Below are 24,455 nucleotides of genomic sequence, written 5' to 3' on the forward strand. Positions count from 1 at the left end.
GCCCGCGCACGTCCTTCTGCGCCCGCGCACGACAGTTCGTTCGTAGGATGATCGATCACTCGTCCGAATTGCCCCAATTGTTACTCACCAAATCGTGATCATTCTCTAAAGCCGGAAGGGTTCGCTGCCGAAGAGGTCTGTGACCCTAACTGCACGGTTCGCCCCGGCTTCCTCCCCCCGAGCCGGCTCCGTCCCGCACCTTCCCCCCCAGGAGGCCTGGTGTCCGTTCTTCTCGAGCAGCCCGCAAGCCTGGTCGCCTACCGCCCGAACAAGCCGACGGCCATGGTCGTCGTGGCCGACCCGCGCGTCCGTTCCACCGTCACCCGCCACCTGTGGGCCCTCGGAGTGCGTGACGTCATCGAGGCGTCGTCCATCGCGGAGGCCCGTCCCCGCGTCGGCAACCCGCGCGACATCTGCGTTGCCGACGTCCACCTGCCCGACGGTTCCGGGCTGACCCTCCTGTCCGAGACCCGAGCCGCAGGCTGGCCCAACGGCCTCGCCCTCTCCGCAGCCGACGACATCGGCGCCGTACGCAACGCACTCGCGGGCGGCGTCAAGGGATATGTCGTCACCGGTACGCGTACGAACATCGGGCACCCGACCCGACCCGGCGCCGCCCCCATCGGCGCCGCGGCCGGCCGGATGCACCGCCGCCCCCCGGGTGCCCCGAGCCACCCGGGCGGCTACCGCGAGCTCTCCGGCCGTGAGGTCGAGGTGCTCCGCCTGGTCGCGGAGGGCCAGTCCAACAAGGCCATCGGCGTCTCGATGGGCCTGTCCGCGCTGACCGTCAAGAGCCACCTCGCCCGTATCGCACGCAAGCTCGGCACGGGAGACCGTGCCGGAATGGTGGCCGTCGCGCTGCGCACCGGCATCATCCACTGACCGCTTTACATTTCTTTCGCGCCCGTCGACGGAACGTTCCGTCGACGGGCGCCTTCCGTTCACGGATACCCTTGACACGTGACCGACGCCCAAGAGACCGCAGCAGAGACCGCACTGCGTACCACCGGGGGCGCTCCCCTGGACGACGTCGAACCGGCGCCGATTCCCTTGCTGGAGCCCCGTGAAGGCATTCCTCCGGTGGTCGCCGACGACGCCGCGCTCGCCGGGGTGATCGCCGCGTTCGCCGCCGGCAGCGGCCCCGTCGCCGTCGACGCCGAGCGCGCCTCCGGCTACCGCTACGGCCAGCGCGCCTATCTCGTACAGCTGCGCCGCGAGGGCGCGGGCAGTGCGCTGATCGATCCCGTCGGCTGCCCCGACCTCTCCGGACTCGGAGAGGTGCTCGCCGGCACGGAGTGGATTCTGCACGCGGCCACCCAGGACCTTCCCTGCCTGCGCGAAATAGGCATGATTCCCACCCGGCTCTTCGACACCGAGCTGGCCGGGCGACTCGCGGGCTTTCCACGGGTGGGGCTCGGCGCGATGGTCGAGTCCGTCCTCGGCTACGCCCTGGAAAAAGGCCACTCGGCGGTCGACTGGTCGACCCGGCCGCTCCCCGAGCCGTGGCTGCGCTACGCCGCGCTCGACGTGGAGCTGCTCGTCGATCTGCGCGACGCGCTGGAGAAGGAGCTGGACCGGCAGGGCAAGCTGGAGTGGGCGCACCAGGAGTTCGACGCGATCGCCTCGGCCCCGCCCGCTCCCCCGCGCAAGGATCCCTGGCGCCGTACGTCCGGCATGCACAAGGTGCGCCGCCGTCGCCAGATGGCCGTCGTACGGGAGCTGTGGAACGCCCGCGACGCGGCGGCGCAGCGGCGCGACGTGTCGCCGGGCAAGGTGCTCAGCGATGCCGCGATCGTCGAGGCCTCGCTCGCCGTGCCCGCGAATGTGCAGGCGCTCACCGCACTGCCGGGGTTCGGCCACCGGATGGGGCGGCGCCAGCTGGAACATTGGCAGGCGGCCGTCGACCGCGCGAAGGTGCTGCCCGACGCCGATCTGCCGCAGCCCGGCCAGCCGCTGAACGGTCCGCCGCCGCCGCGTTCCTGGGCGGACAAGGACCCGGCGGCGGCGGCCCGGCTCTCCGCGGCCCGCGCGGCCGTGTCCGCACTGGCGGAGGAGCTGGCCATGCCGCAGGAGAACCTGATCACGCCGGACACGGTGCGGCGGGTGTGCTGGGAGCCGCCGACGGAGACCGGCGAGGTCGCCGTGGCCGAGGTCCTGGCCTCGTACGGCGCGCGCCGCTGGCAGATCGAGCAGGTGGCCCCCCTCCTGACCCGGGCACTGACGGCCTCGCCCTGACGCCTGCGACCCCCGTATGCGGTCTTCGGCCGTATGTCCTCAAAAGCCGGGCGGGCAGAAAACCAGCCCCGTCGGCCTGTGAGGCACGGGTGAGGGCCAAAGCCCCCGTGTGACGTTCACCGCTCCCGCCTCTGGGACTGTGCACGATGGTTACCCGCAAGTAGCATGAGGGAAGGAAGCGCGCGCTTAGCCGCGTGCCCGCAGCAGTGCCATCCCGCACCCTGGAGGAGAGCCATCGTGCCTCGTACCGTCAGGGACGTCGTCTTCGTCGACGGCGTCCGCACCCCGTTCGGCAAGGCGGGCCCGAAGGGCATCTACCACGAGACCCGTGCCGACGATCTCGTTGTGAAGGCGATCCGGGAGCTGCTGCGCCGCAACCCGGACCTGGACCCCAAGAAGATCGACGAGGTCGCCATCGCCGCGACCACGCAGATCGGCGACCAGGGCCTCACCCTCGGCCGCACCGCCGGCATCCTCGCGGGTCTGCCGCAGTCCGTTCCCGGCTACTCCATCGACCGCATGTGCGCGGGCGCGATGACCGCCGTGACGACGACCGCCGGTTCGATCGCCTTCGGCGCGTACGACGTCGTGATCGCCGGTGGCGTCGAGCACATGGGCCGTCACCCCATGGGCGAGGGCGTCGACCCGAACCCGCGGTTCGTGAGCGAGAAGCTCGTCGACGAGTCCGCCCTCTTCATGGGCATGACCGCCGAGAACCTGCACGACCGCTACCCGACCATCACCAAGCAGCGCGCCGACGAGTACGCCGTGCGCTCGCAGGAGAAGGCCGCGAAGGCGTACGCCAACGGCAAGATCCAGCAGGACCTGGTCCCGGTCTCCGTGCGTCGTACCAACGCCGAGGCGGGCGAGACCGGTTGGGGCCTGGCCACCGCCGACGAGCCGATGCGTCCGGGCACCACCCTGGAGTCGCTCGCGGGCCTGAAGACGCCGTTCCGTGCGCACGGCCGCGTCACGGCGGGCAACGCCGCCGGTCTGAACGACGGCGCCACCGCCTCGCTCCTCGCCTCCGAGGACGTCGCCCGTGAGCTGGGCCTGCCGGTGAAGATGCGGCTCGTTTCCTACGCGTACGCCGGTGTCGAGCCCGAGGTCATGGGCTACGGCCCGATCCCGTCGACCGAGAAGGCCCTCGACAAGGCGGGTCTGTCGATCGAGGACATCGGCCTGTTCGAGATCAACGAGGCCTTCGCCGTCCAGGTGCTGGCCTTCCTGGAGCACTACGGCATCGCTGACGACGACGCGCGCGTCAACCAGTACGGCGGCGCCATCGCCTACGGCCACCCGCTGGCCTCCTCCGGCGTGCGTCTGATGACGCAGCTGGCGCGGCAGTTCGAGGAGCAGCCGCACGTCCGCTACGGCCTGACCACCATGTGCGTCGGCTTCGGCATGGGCGCGACGGTCATCTGGGAGAACCCGCACTTTGACGGAGGCAACGCGTGAGCGAGCGCAGCGAGCGAACAATGGAAAGGTGCAGCACGTGCGAATGCAGGACCGAGCGAAGCGAGGGCCAGGCATGAGCACCGCTGAACTCCTGAAGGGCGCGGCCGAGCTGTTCCCGGACGAGGTCGTCACCCAGGCGCATGTGCGCCACCTCGACCTCCCGGCCGGCGCGGGCACCTTCGCGCTCATCACGCTGGACAACGGCCTGGACCACACCAAGCCGACCACCTTCGGCCCCCAGTCGCTGGCGAACCTGAACGCCGCCATCGACCAGGTCGAGGCCGAGGCCGCGAACGGCGACATCGTCGGCGTCGGCATCACCGGCAAGCCGTTCATCTTCGCGGTCGGCGCCGACCTCAAGGGCGTCGAGCTGCTGAAGCGGCACGAGGACGCGCTCGCCATCGGCAAGGGCGGCCACGACGTCTTCAAGCGTCTGTCCGGCCTCGCGGTCCCGACGTTCGCGTACTACAACGGCGCGGCGATGGGCGGCGGCGTCGAGGTCGGTCTGCACTGCTCGTACCGCACCGTCTCCCAGGCGATCCCGGCCTTCTCGCTGCCCGAGGTCTTCCTCGGTCTCGTCCCGGGCTGGGGCGGCTGCGCGATCCTGCCGAACCTGATCGGCGCAGACAAGGCCGTCTCGGTGATCATCGAGAACTCGCTCAACCAGAACAAGCAGCTGCGAGGCAAGCAGGTCTTCGAGCTCGGCATCGCCGACGCGATCTTCGAGGGCGCGGACTTCCTGGAGCAGTCGCTGATCTGGACGGCATCCGTCCTCAAGGGCGACCTCACCGTCGAGCGTCCCGAGGTCGACCGCGGCGAGGCCTGGGACCAGGCCGTCGAGCGCGGCCGCTTCGTCGCCGACTCCAAGGTGCACGGCGCGGCCCCGGCCGCCTACCGCGCGCTGGACATCATCGCCGCCGCCAAGAGCGGCGACCTGCAGGCCGGCTTCGACGCCGAGGACACCGCCCTCGCGGACCTCATCATGGGCGGCGAACTGCGCAGCGGCATCTACGCCTTCAACCTGGTCCAGAAGCGCGGCAAGCGCCCGGCGGGCGCCCCGGACAAGAACCTGGCCCGCCCGGTCACCAAGGTCGGCGTGGTCGGCGCCGGTCTGATGGCCTCCCAGCTGGCGCTGCTCTTCCTGCGCCGCCTGGAGGTGCCGGTCGTGCTGACCGACATCGACCAGGAGCGCGTCGACAAGGGTGTGGGCTACGTCCACGCCGAGATCGAGAAGCTGCTCGGCAAGGGCCGTATCAACCAGGACAAGGCCAACCGCCTCAAGGGCCTGGTCACCGGTGTGCTGGACAAGGCCGAGGGCTTTTCCGACGCCGACTTCATCATCGAGGCCGTGTTCGAGGAGATCGGCGTCAAGCAGCAGGTGTTCGCGGAGGTCGAGGCGGTCGCCCCGGCGCACGCGATCCTCGCCACCAACACCTCCTCGCTGTCGGTCACCGAGATGGCGTCCAAGCTCCAGCACCCGGAGCGCGTGGTCGGCTTCCACTTCTTCAACCCCGTCGCGATCCTCCCGCTGCTGGAGATCGTCCGCGGGGAGAAGACGGACGACGCCGCTCTCGCCACCGCCTTCGGCGTGGCCAAGAAGCTGAAGAAGACCGCCGTCCTGGTCAAGGACGCCCCGGCCTTCGTGGTCAACCGCATCCTGACCCGCTTCATGGGCGAGATCCAGAACGTCATCGACGAGGGCACCCCGGTCGAGGTGGCCGAGAAGGCCGTCGAGCCGCTGGGTCTGCCGATGTCGCCGCTGGTCCTCCTGGAGCTCGTGGGCCCGGCCATCGGTCTGCATGTCTCCGAGACCCTCAACCGGGCCTTCCCGGACCGCTTCACGGTCTCCGAGAACCTGGCCGCGGTCGTCAAGGCGGGCAAGCGCGGCTTCTACCTCTACGACTCCGGCAAGCCGGAGCTGGACCCGGAGGTCGCCGCCCTCCTCAAGCAGGGCGATGTCGCCCTGACCGAGGAGCAGACCCGCGACCGTGTGCTCGACGCGGTGGCGCAGGAGATCGGTCTGATGCTGGAGGAGGGTGTCGTGGCCGAGGCCCAGGACATCGACCTCTGCCTGATCACGGGCGCCGGCTGGCCCTTCCACCTGGGCGGCATCACGCCGTACCTGGACCGTGAGGGTGTCTCCCAGCGCGTGAACGGCAAGCCGTTCCTGGCGCAGGGCGTCGCGAGCGTCCCGGCGTAGCACCGGCCGCTGTGGCACGAACGGGCCGTACGGGGTTTCCCGTACGGCCCGTTCGGCGTTCACCGCGACGGACCGTGCCGTGCGAGGCTGTGCGCATGCGTGCTCTGGTGATCGTCGACGCGGCGAATGTGGTCGGCTCGGTCCCGGACGGCTGGTGGCGTGACAGGCGCGGGGCGGCCGAGCGGCTGCGCGACCGGCTGGCGGCCTTCGCACCCGCCGGGCTTCCGGGGCATCCCGGTCCCGTCGAGCTGGTCCTTGTCGTGGAGGGCGCGGCCCGCGGGGTGGAGAGCGCGCCGGACGTACGAGTCGAGTCGGCACCCGGCAGCGGTGACGACCTGATCGTGGCGCTGGCGTCCGCCCGTGAGACGGGCCGGACGTGTGTGGTCGTCACCGCGGACCGGGAGTTGAGACGGCGCGTGGAGGCGCATGGGGCACAGTGCCTGGGGCCACGGGCCGTTCAGCCGCCCGGCGGCCGTACATAGCCCCGGCTCCGGAGGATCTGGCGACCTAGAACACGGCGTCCTTGCCCACCTTGCCGAGCCGGCTGTTTCTGCGCCCGTAGAGGAAGTACACGACGAAGCCGATGAGCATCCAGACGGCGAAGCGGAGCCACGTCTCGCCCGGCAGGTTCAGCATCAGCCAGAGGGATGCGGCGATCGACAGGATCGGGATGACCGGCACCCACGGCGTGCGGAACGAGCGGTGCAGATCGGGGCGGCTGCGGCGCAGGACCATCACGCCGACGGCCACCACCACGAACGCGAAGAGCGTGCCGATGTTCACCAGGGTCGCGAGCTCGTTGATGCTGGTGAAACCGGCGATGACGGCGATGATGCAGCCGAGCAGGATGGTCGGGCGGTACGGGGTCCTGAAGCGCGGGTGCGTGACGGAGAAGAAGCGCGGCAGCAGGCCGTCGCGGCTCATCGCGAAGAACACGCGCGTCTGCCCGAGCAGCAGGATCAGACACACGGTGGTGAGACCGACGGCGGCGCCAAAGCTGATCACACCGGCGTACCAGGGGTGCCCGACGGCCTTGAAGGCATCCGCGAGGGGGGCGCTGACGGACAGCTTGGTGTAATGCTCCATACCGGTCACGACGAGCGCGACGGCGACGTAGAGCACGGTGCAGATCAGGAGCGAGCCCAGGATGCCGCGCGGCATGTCGCGCTGCGGGAGCTTGGTCTCCTCGGCGGCGGTGGCCACCACGTCGAAGCCGATGAAGGCGAAGAAGACAACGGAGGCGGCGGTGAAGATGCCCATGACGCCGAAGTTGGTGGCTTCGTAGCCGAAAATCAGCTGGACCATGGGGGCGTCCTCCCAGCCCAGCCCGCCCTCCGGGGTCACCGCGTCAGGGATGAACGGCGAGTAGTTGTCGCCCACGATGAAGAACAGCCCGGCGATGATCACGATCATGACCACCGTCACCTTGATGGCCACGACGACCGCGGTGATGTTGGCGGACAGCTTCATGCCCACCACCAGGATTGCGGTCAGCACCAGGACCAGCAGGAAGGCCAGGATGTCGAAGGTGCCGCCCGGCACGTCGGGCCCTTCGAGTGCATTCGCGAGATGCCAGTCCACGTTGTCCATCAGGGAACGCACATAGCCGGACCAGCCGACCGCGACGACGGCGGTGCCCAGCGCGAATTCGAGGACGAGGTCCCAGCCGATGATCCAGGCGGGCAGCTCACCGATGGAGGCGTATGCAAAGGTGTACGCCGACCCGGCCACCGGGACGGTCGAGGCGAACTCGGCGTAGCACAGAGCCGCGAGCGCACAGACGATGCCGGCGGCGACGAAGGCGAGGGCGGTCGCGGGTCCCGCGTTCTCCTTGGCCACCTTCCCGGTCAGGACGAAGATGCCGGTGCCGATGATGACACCGACGCCGAAGACGGTCAGATCCCATGCCGAGAGAGATTTCTTGAGGGCATGCTCCGGCTCTTCGGTGTCGCGGATCGACTGCTCGACCGTCTTGGTCCTGAACAGCCCGTTCCCGCGTGGGCCCGTGTCCTGCTGCGTACTCACCGGCGTACCTCCGCGCACTCGTCGTGAACGCCATGATTCGGACATCGGGGCCCGACAGGGCTCCGTACGGGTGGATTTCACGCGAATGGGCCGGGCGGACCACCCATACAGGGTGACCGACCGGCCCATCGGAGAAAAGGAAACCGGGCGAGTTGACTCCCGCTCAGTCGCGGGCCGGCTCCACCGACTCGCTCTCGAAACGGCCGTCCAGTTTGGCCACGAGACCGGTCACCTGACGGGCGATGTCCGGTGCGGTCAGACCGATCTCCGCCAGGACCTCCTTGCGGGAGGCGTGGTCGAGGAAGCGCGGCGGGATACCGAAGTCGCGCAGCGGTACGTCGACACCGGCGTCGCGCAGCGCCTGGGAGACGGCCGAACCGACGCCTCCGGCACGGATGTTGTCCTCGACGGTGACGACCACGCGGTGCTGCTCGGCGAGCGGCGCCAGCGCCTCGTCGACGGGCTTGACCCAGCGCGGGTCGACCACGGTGGTGGAGATGCCCTGGGCGTCGAGCAGTCCGGCGATCTCCAGGCACATCGGGGCGAGCGCGCCGACGGAGACCAGCAGGACGTCCGGCCGGTCGGTGCCCGCGGTGCGCAGTACGTCCATGCCGCCGACCCTGCCGACGGCCTTCACGGCGGGGCCGACCGCTCCCTTGGAGAAGCGCACCACGGTGGGCGCGTCGTCCACCTCGACGGCCTCGCGCAGCTGGGCGCGGACCTGGTCGGCATCGCGCGGGGCCGCGATCCGCAGACCGGGGACGACCTGGAGGATCGACATGTCCCACATGCCGTTGTGCGAGGCACCGTCCGTGCCGGTGACACCGGCGCGGTCGAGCACGAAGGTCACTCCGCACTTGTGCAGGGCCACGTCCATCAGCACCTGGTCGAAGGCACGGTTGAGGAAGGTGGCGTACACGGCGAACACGGGGTGCAGTCCGCCGGTCGCGAGGCCGGCCGCGGACACCGCGCCGTGCTGCTCGGCGATACCGACGTCGTAGACCCGGTCGGGAAATGCCTTGGCGAACTTGTCGAGGCCGACGGGCTGCAGCATCGCCGCGGTGATCGCGACGAGGTCCTTGCGCTCCTTGCCGAGCTCGACCATCTCCTCGCCGAAGACGGAGGTCCAGTCGAGGCCCGAAGTGGAGATCGGCAGGCCGGTGTCCGGGTGGATCTTGCCTACGGCGTGGAAGCGGTCGGCCTCGTCCTGGAGGGCGGGCTGGTAGCCGCGGCCCTTCTCGGTGAGGCAGTGGACGATGACCGGGCCGCCGAAGCGCTTGGCGCGGGCGAGCGCGGACTCCAGGGCCTCGATGTCGTGGCCGTCGATGGGGCCGACGTACTTCAGGCCGAGGTCTTCGAACATGCCCTGAGGGGCGATGAAGTCCTTCAGGCCCTTCTTGGCGCCGTGCAGGGTCTCGTAGAGGGGCTTCCCGACGACCGGGGTGCGCTCCAGGATGTCCTTGCCGCGGGCCAGGAAGCGCTCGTAGCCGTCGGTCGTACGCAGCGTGGCGAGGTGGTTGGCGAGGCCGCCGATCGTGGGCGCGTACGAGCGCTCGTTGTCGTTGACGACGATCACCAGGGGGCGGTCCTTGGCGGCCGCGATGTTGTTCAGCGCCTCCCAGGCCATGCCGCCGGTGAGCGCCCCGTCACCGATGACGGCGACGACGTGGTCGTCCTTCTTCAACACCTCGTTGGCCTTGGCGAGACCGTCGGCCCAGCCGAGGACGGTCGAGGCGTGGGAGTTCTCGATGATGTCGTGCTCGGACTCGGCACGCGCCGGGTACCCCGAAAGGCCGCCCTTCATCTTGAGCCGGGAGAAGTCCTGGCGCCCGGTCAGAAGCTTGTGTACGTAGCTCTGGTGGCCCGTGTCGAAGAGGACCTTGTCCTTCGGCGAGTCGAAGACACGATGCAGGGCGATCGTCAGCTCCACCACGCCGAGGTTGGGACCGAGGTGGCCACCGGTCTTGGAGACCGCTTCCACGAGGAAGGTCCTGATCTCGGCGGCCAGCTGGTCGAGCTGCTCCGGACTGAGCCGGTCCAGGTCGCGCGGTCCCGTGATGCGGGTCAGCAGGGCCACCCGTGCCTCCTTGCAGTTGAGCGGTCTAGCGTGCCGGTTTGTCGAGTCTAATGTTCCGCCTGCCGCGGACGTCATCGGGCTGTGCGATCTACATCACGCAAATGGGTGAGGTGGGGCACGGTGGCTCCGCGGCAGGGTGGTGGCAGGCGAGGAGTGCGAACACAGAGGCGCCCGGCACCGCAAGCGGTGCCGGGCACTCCTGTAAGGCCGCGGTCAGGCGCGGCCCGCTGTCTTCTGGGTCTTCCGGGTGACGGAGTCGATCACCACGGTAGCCAGCAGAACGCCACCGGTGATCATGTACTGAATCGGAGTGGCGATGCCTTCCAGCGCCAGCCCGTACTGGATCGAGACGATCACCATGACACCGAGCAGCGCGTTCCATGTCCGGCCGCGACCGCCGAAGAGGCTGGTGCCGCCGATGACGGCCGCCGCGATGACGTTCATCAGCAGGTCACCGGCGCCGGCGCTCTGGTTGGCCGCCGCGATCTTGGACGCCCAGAACAGTCCGCCGACGGCGGCGAAGGTGCCCGCGATCGAGAAGACCGAGATCCGGACCGCCGTGACGTTGATACCGGCTCGGCGGGAGGCCTCGACGCTGCCGCCGAGCGCGAAGATCTTGCGGCCGTACGTGGTGCGCCGGAGCACGAAGTCCGTCACGACCAGCACCACCAGGAACAGGACCAGCGCCAGCGGCAGGCCCTTGTACTCGTTGAACATGACGGCGGCGGCGAAGGCCACCACCGCGAGCAGACCCGTACGCACGGCGATGTCGACGAGCGGCCGCGACGGAACGCCGGCGGCCTCACGGCGGCGGGCGTCGAAGAAGGCCGAGAAGAAGAACCCGGCCACCGCGACCGCGGCGAGGCCGTAGGCGGCCGCCACGTCGGAGAAGTAGTACGTGGTCAGCTTGCCGACCACACCGTCGCTGTCCAGGTTGATCGTGCCCTGGTCGCCGAGGAGCTGGAGCATGAAGCCCAGCCAGAAGAGCAGGCCGGCCAGCGTGACGGCGAACGCGGGTGCGCCGATCCGGGCGAAGAAGAAGCCGTGGAGTGCGCCGATGGCCGCGCCGCTCGCGAGCGCGATGATGACCGCGAGCCACTCGTTCATGCCGTGGGTGACGGTCAGTACCGCGACGATCGCGCCGGAGACACCGCTGACCGAGCCGACCGACAGGTCGATCTCGCCCAGCAGCAGCACGAAGATGATGCCGACGGCCATCATGCCGGTGGCGACCATCGCGACGGCGATGTTGCTGAGGTTCTGTGCCGAGAGGAAGTTCGAGTTCAGGCTCTGGAAGACGATGGCGATGATGATCAGGCCGATCACCACCGGGATCGAGCCCAGGTCGCCGGAGTGCAGCTTGCGCTTGAACTCCGTGATGTAACCGGCGAAGCCCTGCTCACGCACCAGCAGCCGGGGGTCGACCGCGGTGACGGCCCCGTGCTTCTCGGCCTCCGGGTTCACACTGACGTCGGTGGGGGTGGAGGTCTTGTCGATGTTCACTTCTGAACCTCCGTGGTGCGCGCCGCACGACGGGTCACGGCGTTGTCCGTGGCACCGGTGATGGCGGAAATGATCTCTTCCTGCGAGGTGGTCCTGACCTCGAAGACGCCGTTGTTCCTGCCGAGGCGGAGCACGGCGACCTTGTCGGCGACGGCCTTCACATCGGCCATGTTGTGGCTGATGAGGATGACCGCGTGACCGCGCTCGCGCAGCCGCTCGACGAGGTCGAGGACCTGGGCGGTCTGCTCGACGCCGAGCGCTGCCGTCGGCTCGTCGAGGATGACGAGCTTGGGCTCGCCGAGCATGGAGCGGGCGATGGCCACGGTCTGGCGCTGACCGCCGGAGAGCGAGGCGATCGGGATACGCACGCTGGGGATGCGGATCGACAGGGTGTCGAGCAGTTCCCGGGCGCGGCGCTCCATCTCGACCTCGTTGAGGACGCCGCGCTTGCGGATCTCCCGGCCCAGGTAGAGGTTGCCGACGACGTCGATGTTGTCGCACAGCGCGAGGTCCTGGTAGACGGTCGCGATGCCCAGATTCTGGGCGTCGTGCGGCCGGTTGATCTGGACCTTGCTGCCGTCCCACTCGATGACGCCTTCATCGATGGGATGTACGCCGGCGATCGTCTTGACCAGCGTGGACTTTCCGGCTCCGTTGTCGCCCACCAGGGCGACCACTTCACCGGCATGGACCTCAAGCTCTACATCGGTGAGCGCCTGAACGGCACCGAATCGCTTGGAGACCCCGCGCAACGCCAGCACGGGCGTAGCGGACACGTGAACCATCTCCTTCGCCGCCTGACCGGCGGGGATGCCGCGCCGGGGGAACGGGCGCGGAGGTTGAGCAGAAGCGAACAGTTGGAAGAAGCGTTTCTGTCCGGCGCCCCGCCCCGGTAGCGGGGGCTGAAAAGGGGGCGGGGCACCGAACAGGCTTCATGGGTGCGTAAGTCCCGTGAGGCTCTGTGGGCTTACTTCAGACCGAGCGCGTCGCAGGCGGCCTTGTACTTCGGGGTGCAGATCTCGGCGACGGTGTAGACGCCGTCCTTGACGACCGTGGCGTTGATGTTGTCCTTGGTCAGCGAGACGACCGGGACGAGCACCGACGGGACGTCCTTGGTGGTCGGGCTGGAGACCTTCTCCTTGGCGATGGAGTCGAGCTTCTCGCCCTTGGCGAGCGCCACGGCCATCTCGGCGGCGGCGGCGGCCTCCGGCGCGTACGGCTTGTAGACGCTCATGAACTGCTCACCCGCGACGATGCGCTGCACACCGGCGAGCTCGGCGTCCTGGCCGGTGACCGGCGGGAGCTTGGCGAAGCCGCCGGCCTTCAGGGCGGTGATGATGCCGCCCGCCATGCCGTCGTTGGCGGAGTAGACGCCGATGATCTTGTCCTTGCCGAGGGCCGAGATCGCGGCCTCCATGTTGGCGTTGGCGTTCTCCGGCTTCCACTCCTTGGTGTCGTACTCCTTGCCGACGTTCACCTTGCCGTCGAGCTCGGCGTGCGCGCCCTTCTTGAAGAGGGCGGCGTTCGGGTCGGTGACGGCACCGTTCATCATGACGATCTGCCCGTCCTTGGCCTTGGCGCCGAGTGCGGTGAGCAGCGCCTTGCCCTGGACGTGGCCGACCTCTTCGTTGTCGAAAGAGGTGTAGGCGTCGATCGGGCCCTCGGCCAGTCGGTCGAAGGCGACGACCGGGATGCCCTGGTCCTTGGCCTTCTTGACCGAGCCGGCGATGGCCTTGGAGTCCACCGAGTCGACGATGAGGGCGTCCACCTTGTTGGTGATCATCGTGTCGACCTGCTGGTTCTGCACCGTCGCGTCCTGCTTGGCGTTGGCGTAGATGACCTTCGCCTTGCCGTTGGTCAGCTCGCTGATCTTCTTCTCGATGAGCGGCTTGTCAAACTTTTCGTAGCGCGCGGTCTGGTTCTCCGGCAGCAGCAGACCGATGGTGATGTCGTCGCCCTTGCCGGCGCCGCTCTCCTTGGTCTTGTCGCCCGACTCCTTGGCGCTGCCACAGGCGGCGAGGGAAACGGCCATCGTGGTGGCGGCTACGGCTACGGCTGCACGACGCATTCGCGTATTCATCTTCGAAAACCTCCCTGACGAGGCCGCGTCGCTGCGGCCGAGGTGGCTGGAAGTCAACTCGGCCCCGGTGTCGTCGTCAAGGAGTAAATCCTTAACGAGATGACAACGGTGCCATTCGTTATCTAAGTGAAGGCAGGCGCCCCGACGGGCGTCGAGCTGTCCAAAAGGGTTGAATCGCCCATTTCGCTGAGGACGAGGGCCAGCGACCCAAGCACTTCGGCACGCGCGCCGAGCGCCCCGGGAAGGACGGACAGCTGGCGTGCCGCGCTGGGGATCGCATACCGGGAGACCGACTCTCTGATCGGTCCAAGAACCAATTCTCCCGCTTCCGCGAGATTTCCGCCCAGCACGACGCGACTGGGGTTGAGCAGATTGCACAGGTTGGCCACACCGCTGCCGATGTGCCGCCCCACGTCGGCGATGACCCGGCGACAGCCGGGGTCTCCCTCGCGGGCCAGCTGGACCACGCGCTCCATGGTCAGATCCGGGCCATGACTGGACTGGAGAAGCGGCAGTACGTAACGGGCCGCTGCGAAGGTCTCCAGGCAGCCGCGGTTGCCACAGCGGCAGACGGGACCCGACTCGTCGAGCGTGATGTGGCCGATCTCGCCGGCCGTGCCGCCCGGACCCCGGTAGATCTGGCCGTCTATGACCAGACCGGCGCCGACACCGCTGGCGACCTTGATGTACGCGAGGTCCCGCACCCCTCGACCGCTGCCCCAGACGAGCTCGCCCAGGGCACCGAGGTTGGCGTCGTTGTCGACGTACACGGGCACGCCGAGCCGCCCGGAGAGCTCCTCGCTGGGGTTGATACCGGTCCAGCCCGGCAGGATCGACGTGGAGCCGAGGGTGCCCGACTCGACATCGATCGGGCCGGGTACACCGAGACCCACGCCGACCACCTTGTCCGGGCCGATGCCCGAAGCCTCGATCAGGCGGTTGACCAGCTGTTCCGCGCGATCGAAGCCTTCCGCGGACGAGGCGTCCACATCGAGCGGCTCGGACTCCTCCGCGAGCACCTGGTGAGCCAGATTGCCGATGGCGACCCGCAGGTGGGTGTGGCCGAAGTCGACGCCGATGACGATGCCCGCGTCGCCGCTGAGCGAGACGCTGCGGGCCCGGCGGCCGCCCGCGGACGTGGGCGTCACCTCAACGGTCCCGCCGTCCTTCAGTTCGCGAACGATATTGGAGACGGTGGCCGCGGAGAGGCCGGTACTCCTCGCGATCTCCGCCTGCGTGAGCGAGCCCGCCATGCGCACGGCACGCACGACCCGCTCGAGGTTGGCCCGGTGCAGAGATGTCTGCGATCCCGGAGTCTCCATTGACTCATCCACTCCTGCCCCCGGTAGGCGGCGCGACGACCGCCCCCGGCCGGTGTCACCGTGAGGCAACCCCGGACGTTTCTCCAACTTGTGAACTCTAAGCACAACTCTCGTGCGTTATCGCGTCAAGGCCTTGAGCGGAGAGAACCACGGACGAGCGATCGCGGGGGCGCCGGCTCCCGGAGCGGTCCGGCAGCCGGTCCAGCAGTGCGTACGACTCCCGTGCGCACAGACAAGCGGGCCGACCGCAGGGGCGTGGGAGCCCCGGACGGTCGGCCCGCGCGCTTCGAGGAGATGCGGCACGGCCGCAGCAGGTCAGGCGCTCGGCCGTGTCCACGCCATGGTGAAGCGGGTCGGTACATCGCTGGCGGCCGCTTCCTTCCGGTACGTCCTCGGTGACCGGCCGACAATGTCGCGGAAGGTACGGCTGAAGCTTCCCGGCTGCCGAAGCCGACCTGGAAGCAGATGTCCGTCACACTGCGGTCGGTCTCCCGCAGCAGGAACATCGCACGCTCGACGCGGCGGCGCTGCAGATAGCGGTGCGGCGTCTCGGCGAACGTGGCCCGGAAGGTGCGCGTGAAGTGCGCCTCGGACACATGGGTGATCCGGGCCAGGGCCGTGACGTCCAGCGGCTGCGCGTAGGCGCGGTCCATCGCGTCCCGTGCCCGGAGCATGAGGCGGTTGGACTCTTCTGCGGCGCGGCTCACGGCGCCATCAGACCACGGTTCTCCGCCGTCCGTGACGGATCCGGTGACCTCACCCACGACCGACCGGACAGCCCTCAGGGGGTGTCTGCCGCCTCGGCGTTCGCACGGGCGGTGACCAGCGTCAGTACGCGGCCCGTGGTCGAGAGGTCCTCGGCCGGCAGGTCGCCGTAGAGCCGCTCGGTGATCTTCGCGGTACCGGCCTTGACCCGGCTCTGCAGCGCTCGGCCCCTCTCCGTGAGAGCGACACGCGCGATGTCGCCGGGCAGAGTCTCCACCAGGCTCGATCGGGTCAGCTCGGCGATCACCGTCAGCACCGCCGACTCGTCGATCTTCAGCGTGCTGGTCATCCGTCCGACGAGCCGGTCCCGCTCGACGGCGCCCCCGGCGTCGGCGGACGCGTTGAGCGCCACGACCTGGTGGAAGGTGATGCCTTCGCGGGCCAGCAGGCTGTCCAGAACGGCGCGGGTCGCGTAGTGGGCCCGGCCTATGACCTGGCCGTTGAGACTGGGTGCAGTGGACATGGCTACTCCTCCTTGATCGGTACGTCCTGGGGTGTGTCGAGCGGTGTGTTGAGCAAGAGCGCCAGTTCGCGCGAGAACACTTCGGTACGCCGCCCCTCCAGGCCCCCCAACGGCTCCAGGAGCCGGTCGAGGAGCTGCTGGACGACGTCGATCGCACGGCGGGTGACATCGCGCCCCTGATCGGAGAGAGACAGCTGGACCGCCCGGGTGTCGGAGGGGTCCGGGAGGCGCTCGACCAGACCGGCGGCCTCCAGGGTGCGGGCCAGCTTCGAGACATAGAGCGGTTCGAGGCCGGTGTGGTCGGCGAGCTGACGCTGGCTGGGCCGCAGCCCGGACCGCTGCATTCCGTACAGCGAGGCGACCAGTGAGTACTGCGCATGGGTCAGCCCGAGCGGCGCCACCGCCCGGTCGACGGCGACCCGCCACTTCATCGACAGTCGCCAGACCAGGAAGCCGGGCGTCGAACCCTCGGATGCTGCGCTCATGGCATATACAGTACATGGCTACTATATTCATGGCTACTATTTAGGAGATGGCAAGGCGCCGCGGTACACCACCGCGGCGCCTGCACCGTCACACCAGGCAGCTACTTGAGCGTCGCCGACGTCAGACCCGCCTGAACCTGCCGCTGGAAGGAGAGGTAGACCACGAGCATCGGGACCATGGCGATCGTGACTCCGGCGAACAGCACGGGAAGATCCGTCGCGTATCCCTGCTGCTGCTGAAGCTGGATCAGGCCCTGCGTGAGCAGATAGCGCTCCGGATCGGCGTTGTCCTTGGGCTGCATCAGCACCGCGGGCAGGATGTACTGATTCCACTGGCCGAGGGTGTTGAAAATCCCCACGCTGAGCAGCCCCGGCTTCGCCATCGGAAGCATCACCTGGAAGAACACCCGGGTGTGCGAGGCCCCGTCGATCACCGCCGCCTCGTGCACGGCCGTCGGAAGCGTACGGAAGAAGGAGTGCATGAAGAACACCGTGAACGGCATCGAGTACGCGACGTAGACGAGGATCAAGCCCTGATAGGTGTTCAGCATGCCGAACCGCTGCACCATGAAGTAGAGCGGTACGAGCGCGAGGAACACGGGGAACATGGCCCCGCCGACGAAGAAGTAGTAGATGAGCCGGTTGCCCGGGAACTCGTACCGCGCCAGGACGTACGCGGCCATGGAGCCGAGGAGCATCGTCAGGGGCACCGAGAAGACCAGCACGATCACCGTGTTGGTGAAGTAGTCGCCGATGCCCTTGTCCCAGGCACGCCCGAAGACGTCCAGGGACCATTCGCTCGGCCAGCTCAGGGCGGATCCGCCGATCTGTGCGTCCGTCTTGAACGAGCTCAGTACGAGCCAGAGCAGCGGCAGCACGATCATCACGGCCCACAGGGCAAGGAAGCCGTGGGAGAAGACCTTGAGGGTGAAGCCCTCGGTGGAGGCGGCGCCGTGCCGGACGGACCGTCCTCCCGCGCGCTGCCCGGGTACCTTGCCCGACGACGTGGCGGCGGGCTCTTTGGTGGGTGTGGTCATCGCTCTTCCCCTGCTCAGAACTCGATGCGCTCGCGGCGGGTGGCGCGCAGCGTGACGACGGACAGGATCAAGGTCAGCGCAAGCATCACGACGCCCATGGCGCAGGCGTAGCCGCTCTTGCCGAAGTAGAGGAAGTTGCGCATCAGGACGGTGGCCATGACCTCGCTGTGGTGGTCGGGACCGCCTCCGAACTGCCCCTGCGTCATCGTCGAGACGAGCACGAACAGGTCCATGACCGTGATGCCGAGATAGACCCAGGACGTCTGCACCGAATCCCACAGCAGCGGGAGGGTGACCCGGAAGAAGGTCTGGGCCCGGCCTGCCCCGTCCAGCAGCGCCGCCTCGTAAATGTCCCTGGGAATGGACTGCATGGCTGCCGAGAAGAGGACGAGATAGAAACCCACTCCGTGCCAGACGACCACGGCCATCAGGGCCCAGAGCACGAAGTTCGGCTCATTGAGCCACTCGATCGGGCTGGCGGCGTCCACAAGACCCGCCTTGACCAGGAGACCGTTGAGCAGGCCGCCTTCGTCACTGCGGTACACGGCGCCGAAGAGCACCGCGAGGATCGCGAGGGACAGCACCTGGGGAAAGAAGTAGACGATCTTGTAGAGGCCGGACCCGTGAACGCCTTTGACGCCTCCGGCGCCACTCCGCCCGCCGGCATTCACCATGAAGGCGAAGAAGAGAGCGAGCAGGATGGTGATCACCGGAATGAACACCAGGAACAGGATGTTGTGCCAAATTGCCTTCAGGAAGACATCGTCCTCGAGCAGTGCGGTGTAGTTGTCAAGGCCGACGAATCCGAAGGTCTGCGACTGACCCTTCCAGTCGGTGAACGAGTACCCGATCGTCTGCAGATACGGCCAGATCACAAAGATCAGATACAGCGCCAAGGGTGCCAGAAGAAACCCTGTGACGAACCGGTACTGCCCTTTTCGCATGGCATCCTGTCCCTGGTGTTCCGGGTGAGCGGGGGTGAGCCTGCTCAGTCGCGGTGGTTGTTCTTGCTGTTCGGGTCCTTTGCCGCCTTGTCGACCGCTGCCTGAGCCCGCTTCAGCCATTCCGCCGGCTGGATTCGCTTGGCCATGAGCTCGTTGGACGCGTTCTGGATGTCGGTGTCCATCTGGCTGTACCAGTTGGGGTACAGGTAGTTGAAGGTGTTGTCGCCCGCAGCCTTCACAGCGTCCACCGCCGACTTGGTGCCGGGGCGGAGCTGGACGTTCGGGTCGACGCCGTCCTTGAGGATGGTCAGCGAGTTCGCCTTCTGGGCGAAGATCGTCGACCATTCCTTGGAGAGCATGGCGCGCAGGAATTCCTGGCCCGCGGCCTTGTTCTTCGCTTTTTCCGGGACGATGAAGGGCTCGCCGGCTCCGGCCCGGATCGCCTCGAAGGGCAGCTTGCTGCCGGGCAGCAGCGGCATCGGCAGGAACTTCATGTCGAAGTCGTCCGGAGTCTGCTTGAGCTGCTCGTTCTCCAGCCAGGAACCCGAGGTGATGAACGCGGCCTTGTACTGGTTCCAGCGGGTCTGCGACTCGGTGTGCGTCAGGCCGTTGGTGCCGGGCATGAGATAGCCCTTCTCGACCACTTCGTAGACCGCTTCGACGGCCTGCTTGGCGACATTGCTGCCGACGAATGCCTTGGGGTCGAGATTGTCGATCGCCTTCATGGCGTCCAGACCACCGAGTTTGGCAATCAGGTCCATGATGGCGACGTTGATGTAGTACGGGAATTTGCCCTGGTGGGCGAGACCGCCGATGCCCGCTTCCTTGGCCGACTTGCAGACGGCGAGGAATTCGTCCCAGGTCTTGGGAGACGTCCAGCCCTTCTCCTTGAAGAGCTTGCCCGAGTACCACAGCCCCCAGACGGTGTAGACGTAGTTGAGCGAGACGATCTTGCCGCCCTGGAGTCCCTGTTCGACGGTGCCCGGGATCAGGGTGTCCCGGACCTTCTTGCTCGGGTCGTCGAGGGAGGGCGAGTCCAGGATCGGCCCCAGATCGGCGAGCTGGCCGCTCTTGAAGAGCACGTCCAGCTTGATCTGCTGGGCGCCGGAGTCGTCGATGACGTCCGGCGGGTTGCCTCCGTTGAAGCGCGGCTGCAGCTTCCCGGTGATCTCCTGGGTGCCGAGGTGGGAGGACTTGGTCCCCCACTTCTTGTCGAAGGCGGCTTCCCATGCCTTGGCGTAGTCGTCGCCGTAGCCGCCCTTGAAGACGACGACGTCGACCTTGCTGCCCTTGGCCACACCGAACGGGTTGTCCTTGCTGACCTTCCCCTTGGTGTTGCTGCCGTCGTCGCCGCCACCACCGGAGGCACACGCGGCGAGGAAGCTCATCGTCGGAACGGTGATCAAACCGAGTGCGGCAGACCGCTTGATCAGATCACGACGGCCGAGGCCGTCATTCTTGTGGGCGGAGGTGGATCCCATGCTCAAGTCCTCGCCTTCTCCAGGACTCAGGCGGTGTACCGGTCGCCCGTCCGTCTCTCCTCAGGCGAAGGGCCCCGCCACCGCGGTCAGTTGCTGAGTTTTCCCGGGGGGAAACCCAGTGAAGCTTGAGTCGTGCACGGTTGGCAGCGGGAAATGGGCCATGCGGCGCCGGCCGATGCGCAGACGCCTGTCACCGACCCGACCCCCTGGCCCGCTGCCATGTGGAACAGCTATGCGGACGCCGACAGGTATAGTCCACTTCCGGCCGGGGGAGCAAGATCGAGAGCAAGGTTGGACGGCAGTCTTTCCCGAGTTGAGACCTCGCGGACACCTGAGTCCCGTGCGCACTCATCCGACCACAGCGCTCTGCCCGGACCGGCGGAATCCAGCCGCCACGCACCGCCAACACCCTTGACACCGTATGGCACTTGCCTCCCTACTGGAGCCTGCGCTTCGCTCCTGACAACGTTGTCCAACGCGGTTCCAGTGCAGGAAAGGCCCCGGGATGCAGCCCAGAACCCGACCTCGGCAGAGACAATTCCGTGCGGCAGCCCTGGTGGCTGCCGCTTCCATGTTCGCGATGACGGCCCAGTCGGTGGCCGTCGCCCTGCCCGCGCAGTCCGCCCAATCCCTCGCGGCGGAACGGGAGTTCGCCTCGTCCTTCGAAGCGGACGAGCCTCAGCCGGAATGGCGCAATACGGTAGAAATCGACCCAGCCGGAAACAAGCGGTCATCCGGCGTCGACGGTGGGTTCTCCGCCGGAATCCCGGGCAATGTCACCGACAGGGTGACAGACGTGCGCGCCGGCGCCGAGAACACCGGGGCCGGGGAGACCAAGGAGAACCTGGTCGATCTGCAGCCGGGGACCAAATGGCTGGCCTTCGAGCCCACCGCCTGGATCGAGTTCGACACGGACGCGCCGGTCAAGGTCGTCACCTATGCGATGACCTCGGCCAATGACGCAGCCGAGCGTGACCCCAGGGACTGGACCCTCAAGGGCTCGGCCGACGGCAAGGAGTGGAAGGTCCTGGACTCCCGTGAGGGCCAGAACTTCGAGAAGCGCTTCGAGACCAGAACGTACGACATCGCGGACGGCGCGAACGCCACCGCCTATGCGCACTACCGGCTGGAGATCACCAAGAACAACGGCGCGGGCCTGACCCAGCTCGCCGATGTGCAGTTCTCCAACGGCGACACCAGCACGCCCACGCCCGACGACATGCGCAGCCAGGTCGACCGCGGGCCCAGTGGCTCACCCACCGCCAAGTCCAGTGCAGGGTTCACCGGCAAGCGGGCGCTGAAGTACGCCGGCACTCACAAGGCGGACGGCCGGGCCTACTCGTACAACAAGGTCTTCGACGTCAACACGGCCGTGGGCCGCGACACCGAACTCTCGTACCGGATCTTCCCCTCCCTGCCGGACACGGATCTCAGCTACCCGGCCACGAATGTGTCGGTGGACCTCGCGTTCACCGACGGCACCTATCTGAGTGAACTCCGGGCCACGGACTCGCACGGCGGTCTGCTCACCCCGCAGGGCCAGGGCGCGGCCAAGCGGCTCTACGTCAACCAGTGGAACCAGGTCTCGTCCAGGATCGGTGCGGTCGCTTCCGGCCGGACGGTCGACCGGATCCTGGTGGCGTACGACTCCCCCAAGGGCCCGGCGAAGTTCCAGGGATGGATCGACGACATCTCGCTGAAGCCGAAGGCTCCCGAGCGGCGGCTCGCCCATCTTTCGGACTACGCGTCGACCGTCCGCGGCACCAACTCCAGCGGGTCCTTCTCCCGCGGCAACACCTTCCCCGCGACCGCCGTCCCGCACGGCTTCAACTTCTGGACCCCGGCGACCAACTCCGCGTCCAAGAGCTGGCTGTACGAGTACGCGCGCGGCAACAACGCGGACAATCTGCCGACCGTCCAGGCCTTCAGCGCCAGCCATGAGCCGAGCCCCTGGATGGGCGACCGGCAGACGTTCCAGCTGATGCCATCGGCCGCGGCAGGCACCCCGGACACCGACCGGGCCAAGCGGGCCCTGCCCTTCCGGCACGAGAAGGAGACCGCGCGTCCGCACTACTACGGCGTCACCTTCGAGAACGGCCTCAAGGCCGAGATCGCCCCGTCCGACCACGCGGCGATGATGCGGTTCACCTATCCCGGTGACGACGCGAGCGTCATCTTCGACAACGTCACCAAGGAAGGCGGCCTGACCCTCGATCCGGCCACCAGCTCCTTCACCGGCTTCTCGGACGTCAAGAGCGGACTGTCCACCGGTGCGACGCGGCTCTTCGTCTACGGCGTCTTCGACGCGCCGGTCACCTCCTCGGGCTCCGAGGGCGTCAGCGGTCATCTCCGCTTCAGTGCGGGCGAGGACCGCACCGTCGGTCTCCGTATCGCCACGTCGCTCATCAGCGTCGACCAGGCGAAGAAGAACCTCGCCGACGAGATCCCCCAGGGCACCCGCTTCGAGCGGGTCAAGGACCGCGCGCGGGCGGCCTGGGACGACCTGCTGGGCAAGGTCGAGGTCGAGGGCGCGAACCGCGACCAGCTCACGACTCTCTACTCCAGCCTCTACCGCCTGTACCTCTATCCGAACTCCGGCTTCGAGAACACCGGCACCACGTCCCGGCCCAGGCACCAGTACGCGAGCCCGTTCTCGCCGATGACCGGACCCGACACCCCGACCCGTACCGGCGCGAAGATCGTCGACGGGAAGGTGTACGTCAACAACGGCTTCTGGGACACCTATCGCACGACGTGGCCCGCGTACTCCCTCCTCACCCCGGCGAAGGCGGGCGAGCTGGTCGACGGCTTCGTCCAGCAGTACAAGGAAGGCGGCTGGATCTCGCGCTGGTCCTCACCCGGCTACGCGGACCTGATGACCGGCACCAGCTCGGACGTGGCCTTCGCCGACGCGTACGTCAAGGGCGTGGACTTCGACGCCGAGGCGGCGTACGAGGCGGCGCTCAAGAACGCGACCGTGGTACCGCCCTGGTCGGGTGTGGGCCGCAAGGGCATGGAGACCTCGCCGTTCCTCGGCTACGCCTCCACGCAGACCCATGAGGGCCTGTCCTGGTCGCTGGAGGGCTATCTCAACGACTACGGCCTGGCGAAGATGGGCCAGGCTCTCCACAAGAAGACCAAGAAGGCCCGCTACCAGGAGGAGTCCGCGTACTTCCTCAACCGGGCCCGGAACTACGTCACCCTCTTCGACTCCAGGGCCGGCTTCTTCCAGGGCCGCGACCTCAAGGGCGACTGGCGGGTCCCCTCCGAACAGTTCGACCCGCGGGTGTGGGGCTACGACTACACCGAGACCAACGGCTGGGGCTACGCCTTCACCGCGCCCCAGGACAGCCGCGGCCTCGCCAATCTCTACGGCGGCCGCGCGGCACTCGGCGAGAAGCTCGACGCCTACTTCTCCACCCCCGAGACGGCCTCGCCGGAGTTCGTGGGCTCGTACGGCAGCGTCATCCATGAGATGACGGAGGCCCGTGACGTCCGGATGGGCATGTACGGCCACTCCAACCAGGTCGCCCACCACGTCACCTACATGTACAACGCCGCCTCCCAGCCCTGGAAGACCCAGGAAAAGGTGCGTGAGGTGCTCTCCCGCCTCTACACCGGCAGCGAGATCGGGCAGGGCTACCACGGCGACGAGGACAACGGCGAGCAGTCGGCCTGGTATCTCTTCTCCGCGCTCGGCTTCTACCCGCTGGTGATGGGCAGTGGCGAGTACGCGATCGGGTCGCCGTTGTTCACCAAGGCGACCGTCCATCTGGAGAACGGCCACGATCTCGTGGTCAAGGCCCCGAGGAACAACGGGCGGAACATCTACGTGCAGAGCCTGCGGGTGAACAGCACGGCATGGAACTCCACCGCCCTTCCGCACGAACTGATCGCGCGGGGCGGCACGCTGGAGTTCTCGATGGGTTCCAAGCCGTCCTCGTGGGGCACCGGCAAGAAGGCGGCCCCGGTCTCCATCACGCAGGACGACAAGGCGCCCTCCCCCCGCCGCGATGCGATCACCGGGAGCGGTCCGCTCTTCGACAACGCCTCGGCGACCGAGGCCGCGTTCGAGAGGGCTGAGCTGCCGGTGGCGCCGGGGACCCGGGCGGTGCAGTACACACTCACCTCGTCGGCACGGGCCAAGGCCCCGGCCGGGTGGGTGCTGCAGGGCTCGCAGGACGGGACGACCTGGAAGGACCTGGACAAGCGCTCAGGCCAGAGCTTCGCCTGGGACAGGCAGACCCGCGCCTTCACGGTCGGCGCCCCGGGCAGCTATGCGAAGTACCGGCTCGTGGCGACCGGCCCGGCGACGCTGGCAGAGATCGAACTGCTTTCCTGAAACAGGCGAATGGGCCGCATCCCCGTCGCCGGGGATGC

17 protein-coding genes and 1 pseudogene are annotated in these 24,455 nt (G+C 67.9%); 6 read left to right on the forward strand and 12 right to left on the reverse strand.

The window, feature by feature from the left end:
• The first annotated feature begins 219 nt into the window (after window positions 1-219).
• From FBY35_RS08275 to FBY35_RS08295, 5 genes are all read left to right on the forward strand, one after another.
• Window positions 220-882: a response regulator transcription factor gene (locus FBY35_RS08275; protein ID WP_108153209.1), complete on the forward strand. Its 663-nt coding sequence runs from the start codon at window positions 220-222 to the stop codon at window positions 880-882.
• A 78-nt stretch (window positions 883-960) separates the two neighbouring features.
• The gene (locus FBY35_RS08280) at window positions 961-2,235 is read left to right on the forward strand and encodes a ribonuclease D (RefSeq protein WP_142213153.1); all 1,275 of its coding nucleotides are present in this window, start codon (window positions 961-963) and stop codon (window positions 2,233-2,235) included.
• Window positions 2,236-2,472: 237 nt separating this feature from the next.
• Entirely contained in the window at window positions 2,473-3,693 is a 1,221-nt protein-coding gene (locus tag FBY35_RS08285) for an acetyl-CoA C-acyltransferase (protein WP_142213154.1), read from the forward strand.
• Between the two features lie 73 nt (window positions 3,694-3,766).
• Window positions 3,767-5,893 (forward strand): 3-hydroxyacyl-CoA dehydrogenase NAD-binding domain-containing protein, encoded by a 2,127-nt coding sequence (locus tag FBY35_RS08290; RefSeq protein WP_142213155.1) that lies wholly within the window; start codon window positions 3,767-3,769, stop codon window positions 5,891-5,893.
• A gap of 95 nt (window positions 5,894-5,988) precedes the next feature.
• Window positions 5,989-6,375 carry an NTP pyrophosphohydrolase gene (locus FBY35_RS08295; protein WP_142213156.1) on the forward strand — a complete coding sequence of 129 codons (387 nt, stop codon included), beginning with the start codon at window positions 5,989-5,991 and terminating at the stop codon, window positions 6,373-6,375.
• Between the two features lie 25 nt (window positions 6,376-6,400).
• Here FBY35_RS08295 and FBY35_RS08300 read toward each other — a convergent pair whose 3' ends face one another.
• The 12 genes and pseudogenes from FBY35_RS08300 to ngcE form a co-directional block, all read right to left on the reverse strand.
• Entirely contained in the window at window positions 6,401-7,918 is a 1,518-nt protein-coding gene (locus tag FBY35_RS08300) for an amino acid permease (RefSeq protein WP_142213157.1), read from the reverse strand.
• Window positions 7,919-8,081: 163 nt separating this feature from the next.
• A complete protein-coding gene (dxs, locus tag FBY35_RS08305) occupies window positions 8,082-9,995 on the reverse strand; it encodes a 1-deoxy-D-xylulose-5-phosphate synthase (protein ID WP_142213158.1) in 1,914 nt (637 codons plus the stop codon).
• A 213-nt stretch (window positions 9,996-10,208) separates the two neighbouring features.
• Window positions 10,209-11,498 carry a sugar ABC transporter permease gene (locus FBY35_RS08310; protein WP_142213159.1) on the reverse strand — a complete coding sequence of 430 codons (1,290 nt, stop codon included), beginning with the start codon at window positions 11,496-11,498 and terminating at the stop codon, window positions 10,209-10,211.
• Complete coding sequence (locus tag FBY35_RS08315; RefSeq protein ID WP_142213160.1) at window positions 11,495-12,283, reverse strand: ATP-binding cassette domain-containing protein; 789 nt, start codon at window positions 12,281-12,283, stop codon at window positions 11,495-11,497. Before FBY35_RS08315 ends, FBY35_RS08310 begins: the two co-directional genes overlap by 4 nt.
• Before the next feature lie 182 nt (window positions 12,284-12,465).
• Window positions 12,466-13,578 (reverse strand): substrate-binding domain-containing protein, encoded by a 1,113-nt coding sequence (locus tag FBY35_RS08320; protein WP_186356883.1) that lies wholly within the window; start codon window positions 13,576-13,578, stop codon window positions 12,466-12,468.
• Between the two features lie 122 nt (window positions 13,579-13,700).
• A complete protein-coding gene (locus FBY35_RS08325) occupies window positions 13,701-14,900 on the reverse strand; it encodes an ROK family transcriptional regulator (protein WP_142213161.1) in 1,200 nt (399 codons plus the stop codon).
• A gap of 315 nt (window positions 14,901-15,215) precedes the next feature.
• Window positions 15,216-15,574: pseudogene (locus tag FBY35_RS08330) on the reverse strand (helix-turn-helix domain-containing protein).
• A gap of 107 nt (window positions 15,575-15,681) precedes the next feature.
• A complete protein-coding gene (locus tag FBY35_RS08335; protein ID WP_142213162.1) occupies window positions 15,682-16,128 on the reverse strand; it encodes a hypothetical protein in 447 nt (148 codons plus the stop codon).
• Between the two features lie 2 nt (window positions 16,129-16,130).
• A complete protein-coding gene (locus FBY35_RS08340; RefSeq protein ID WP_142213163.1) occupies window positions 16,131-16,613 on the reverse strand; it encodes a MarR family winged helix-turn-helix transcriptional regulator in 483 nt (160 codons plus the stop codon).
• 101 nt (window positions 16,614-16,714) lie between these two features.
• A complete protein-coding gene (locus tag FBY35_RS08345; protein WP_142213164.1) occupies window positions 16,715-17,650 on the reverse strand; it encodes a carbohydrate ABC transporter permease in 936 nt (311 codons plus the stop codon).
• A gap of 14 nt (window positions 17,651-17,664) precedes the next feature.
• The gene (locus FBY35_RS08350; RefSeq protein WP_142213165.1) at window positions 17,665-18,594 is read right to left on the reverse strand and encodes a carbohydrate ABC transporter permease; all 930 of its coding nucleotides are present in this window, start codon (window positions 18,592-18,594) and stop codon (window positions 17,665-17,667) included.
• 44 nt (window positions 18,595-18,638) lie between these two features.
• On the reverse strand, window positions 18,639-20,075 hold the full coding sequence (gene ngcE, locus FBY35_RS08355) for an N-acetylglucosamine/diacetylchitobiose ABC transporter substrate-binding protein (protein ID WP_142213166.1): 1,437 nt from the start codon (window positions 20,073-20,075) through the stop codon (window positions 18,639-18,641).
• Window positions 20,076-20,580: 505 nt separating this feature from the next.
• Between ngcE and FBY35_RS08365 the strand changes: the two genes are divergently transcribed.
• Window positions 20,581-24,417, forward strand: coding sequence for a GH92 family glycosyl hydrolase (locus FBY35_RS08365; protein WP_142213167.1), 3,837 nt, complete (start codon window positions 20,581-20,583; stop codon window positions 24,415-24,417).
• The last annotated feature ends 38 nt before the right edge of the window (window positions 24,418-24,455 follow it).

Source organism: Streptomyces sp. SLBN-118 (assembly GCF_006715635.1).
GTDB lineage: Bacteria > Actinomycetota > Actinomycetes > Streptomycetales > Streptomycetaceae > Streptomyces.

Excerpts from the sequence above, each read along its gene's own strand:
- FBY35_RS08335 (WP_142213162.1), bottom strand. The coding sequence starts at position 16,128 with ATGTCCACTGCACCCAGTCTCAACGGCCAGGTCATAGGCCGGGCCCAC.
- FBY35_RS08345 (WP_142213164.1), bottom strand. The coding sequence starts at position 17,650 with ATGACCACACCCACCAAAGAGCCCGCCGCCACGTCGTCGGGCAAGGTA.
- ngcE (WP_142213166.1), bottom strand. The coding sequence starts at position 20,075 with ATGGGATCCACCTCCGCCCACAAGAATGACGGCCTCGGCCGTCGTGAT.
- FBY35_RS08325 (WP_142213161.1), bottom strand. The coding sequence starts at position 14,900 with ATGGAGACTCCGGGATCGCAGACATCTCTGCACCGGGCCAACCTCGAG.
- FBY35_RS08340 (WP_142213163.1), bottom strand. The coding sequence starts at position 16,613 with ATGAGCGCAGCATCCGAGGGTTCGACGCCCGGCTTCCTGGTCTGGCGA.
- FBY35_RS08290 (WP_142213155.1), top strand. The coding sequence starts at position 3,767 with ATGAGCACCGCTGAACTCCTGAAGGGCGCGGCCGAGCTGTTCCCGGAC.
- FBY35_RS08350 (WP_142213165.1), bottom strand. The coding sequence starts at position 18,594 with ATGCGAAAAGGGCAGTACCGGTTCGTCACAGGGTTTCTTCTGGCACCC.
- FBY35_RS08365 (WP_142213167.1), top strand. The coding sequence starts at position 20,581 with ATGCAGCCCAGAACCCGACCTCGGCAGAGACAATTCCGTGCGGCAGCC.
- FBY35_RS08320 (WP_186356883.1), bottom strand. The coding sequence starts at position 13,578 with ATGAATACGCGAATGCGTCGTGCAGCCGTAGCCGTAGCCGCCACCACG.
- FBY35_RS08295 (WP_142213156.1), top strand. The coding sequence starts at position 5,989 with ATGCGTGCTCTGGTGATCGTCGACGCGGCGAATGTGGTCGGCTCGGTC.
- FBY35_RS08315 (WP_142213160.1), bottom strand. The coding sequence starts at position 12,283 with ATGGTTCACGTGTCCGCTACGCCCGTGCTGGCGTTGCGCGGGGTCTCC.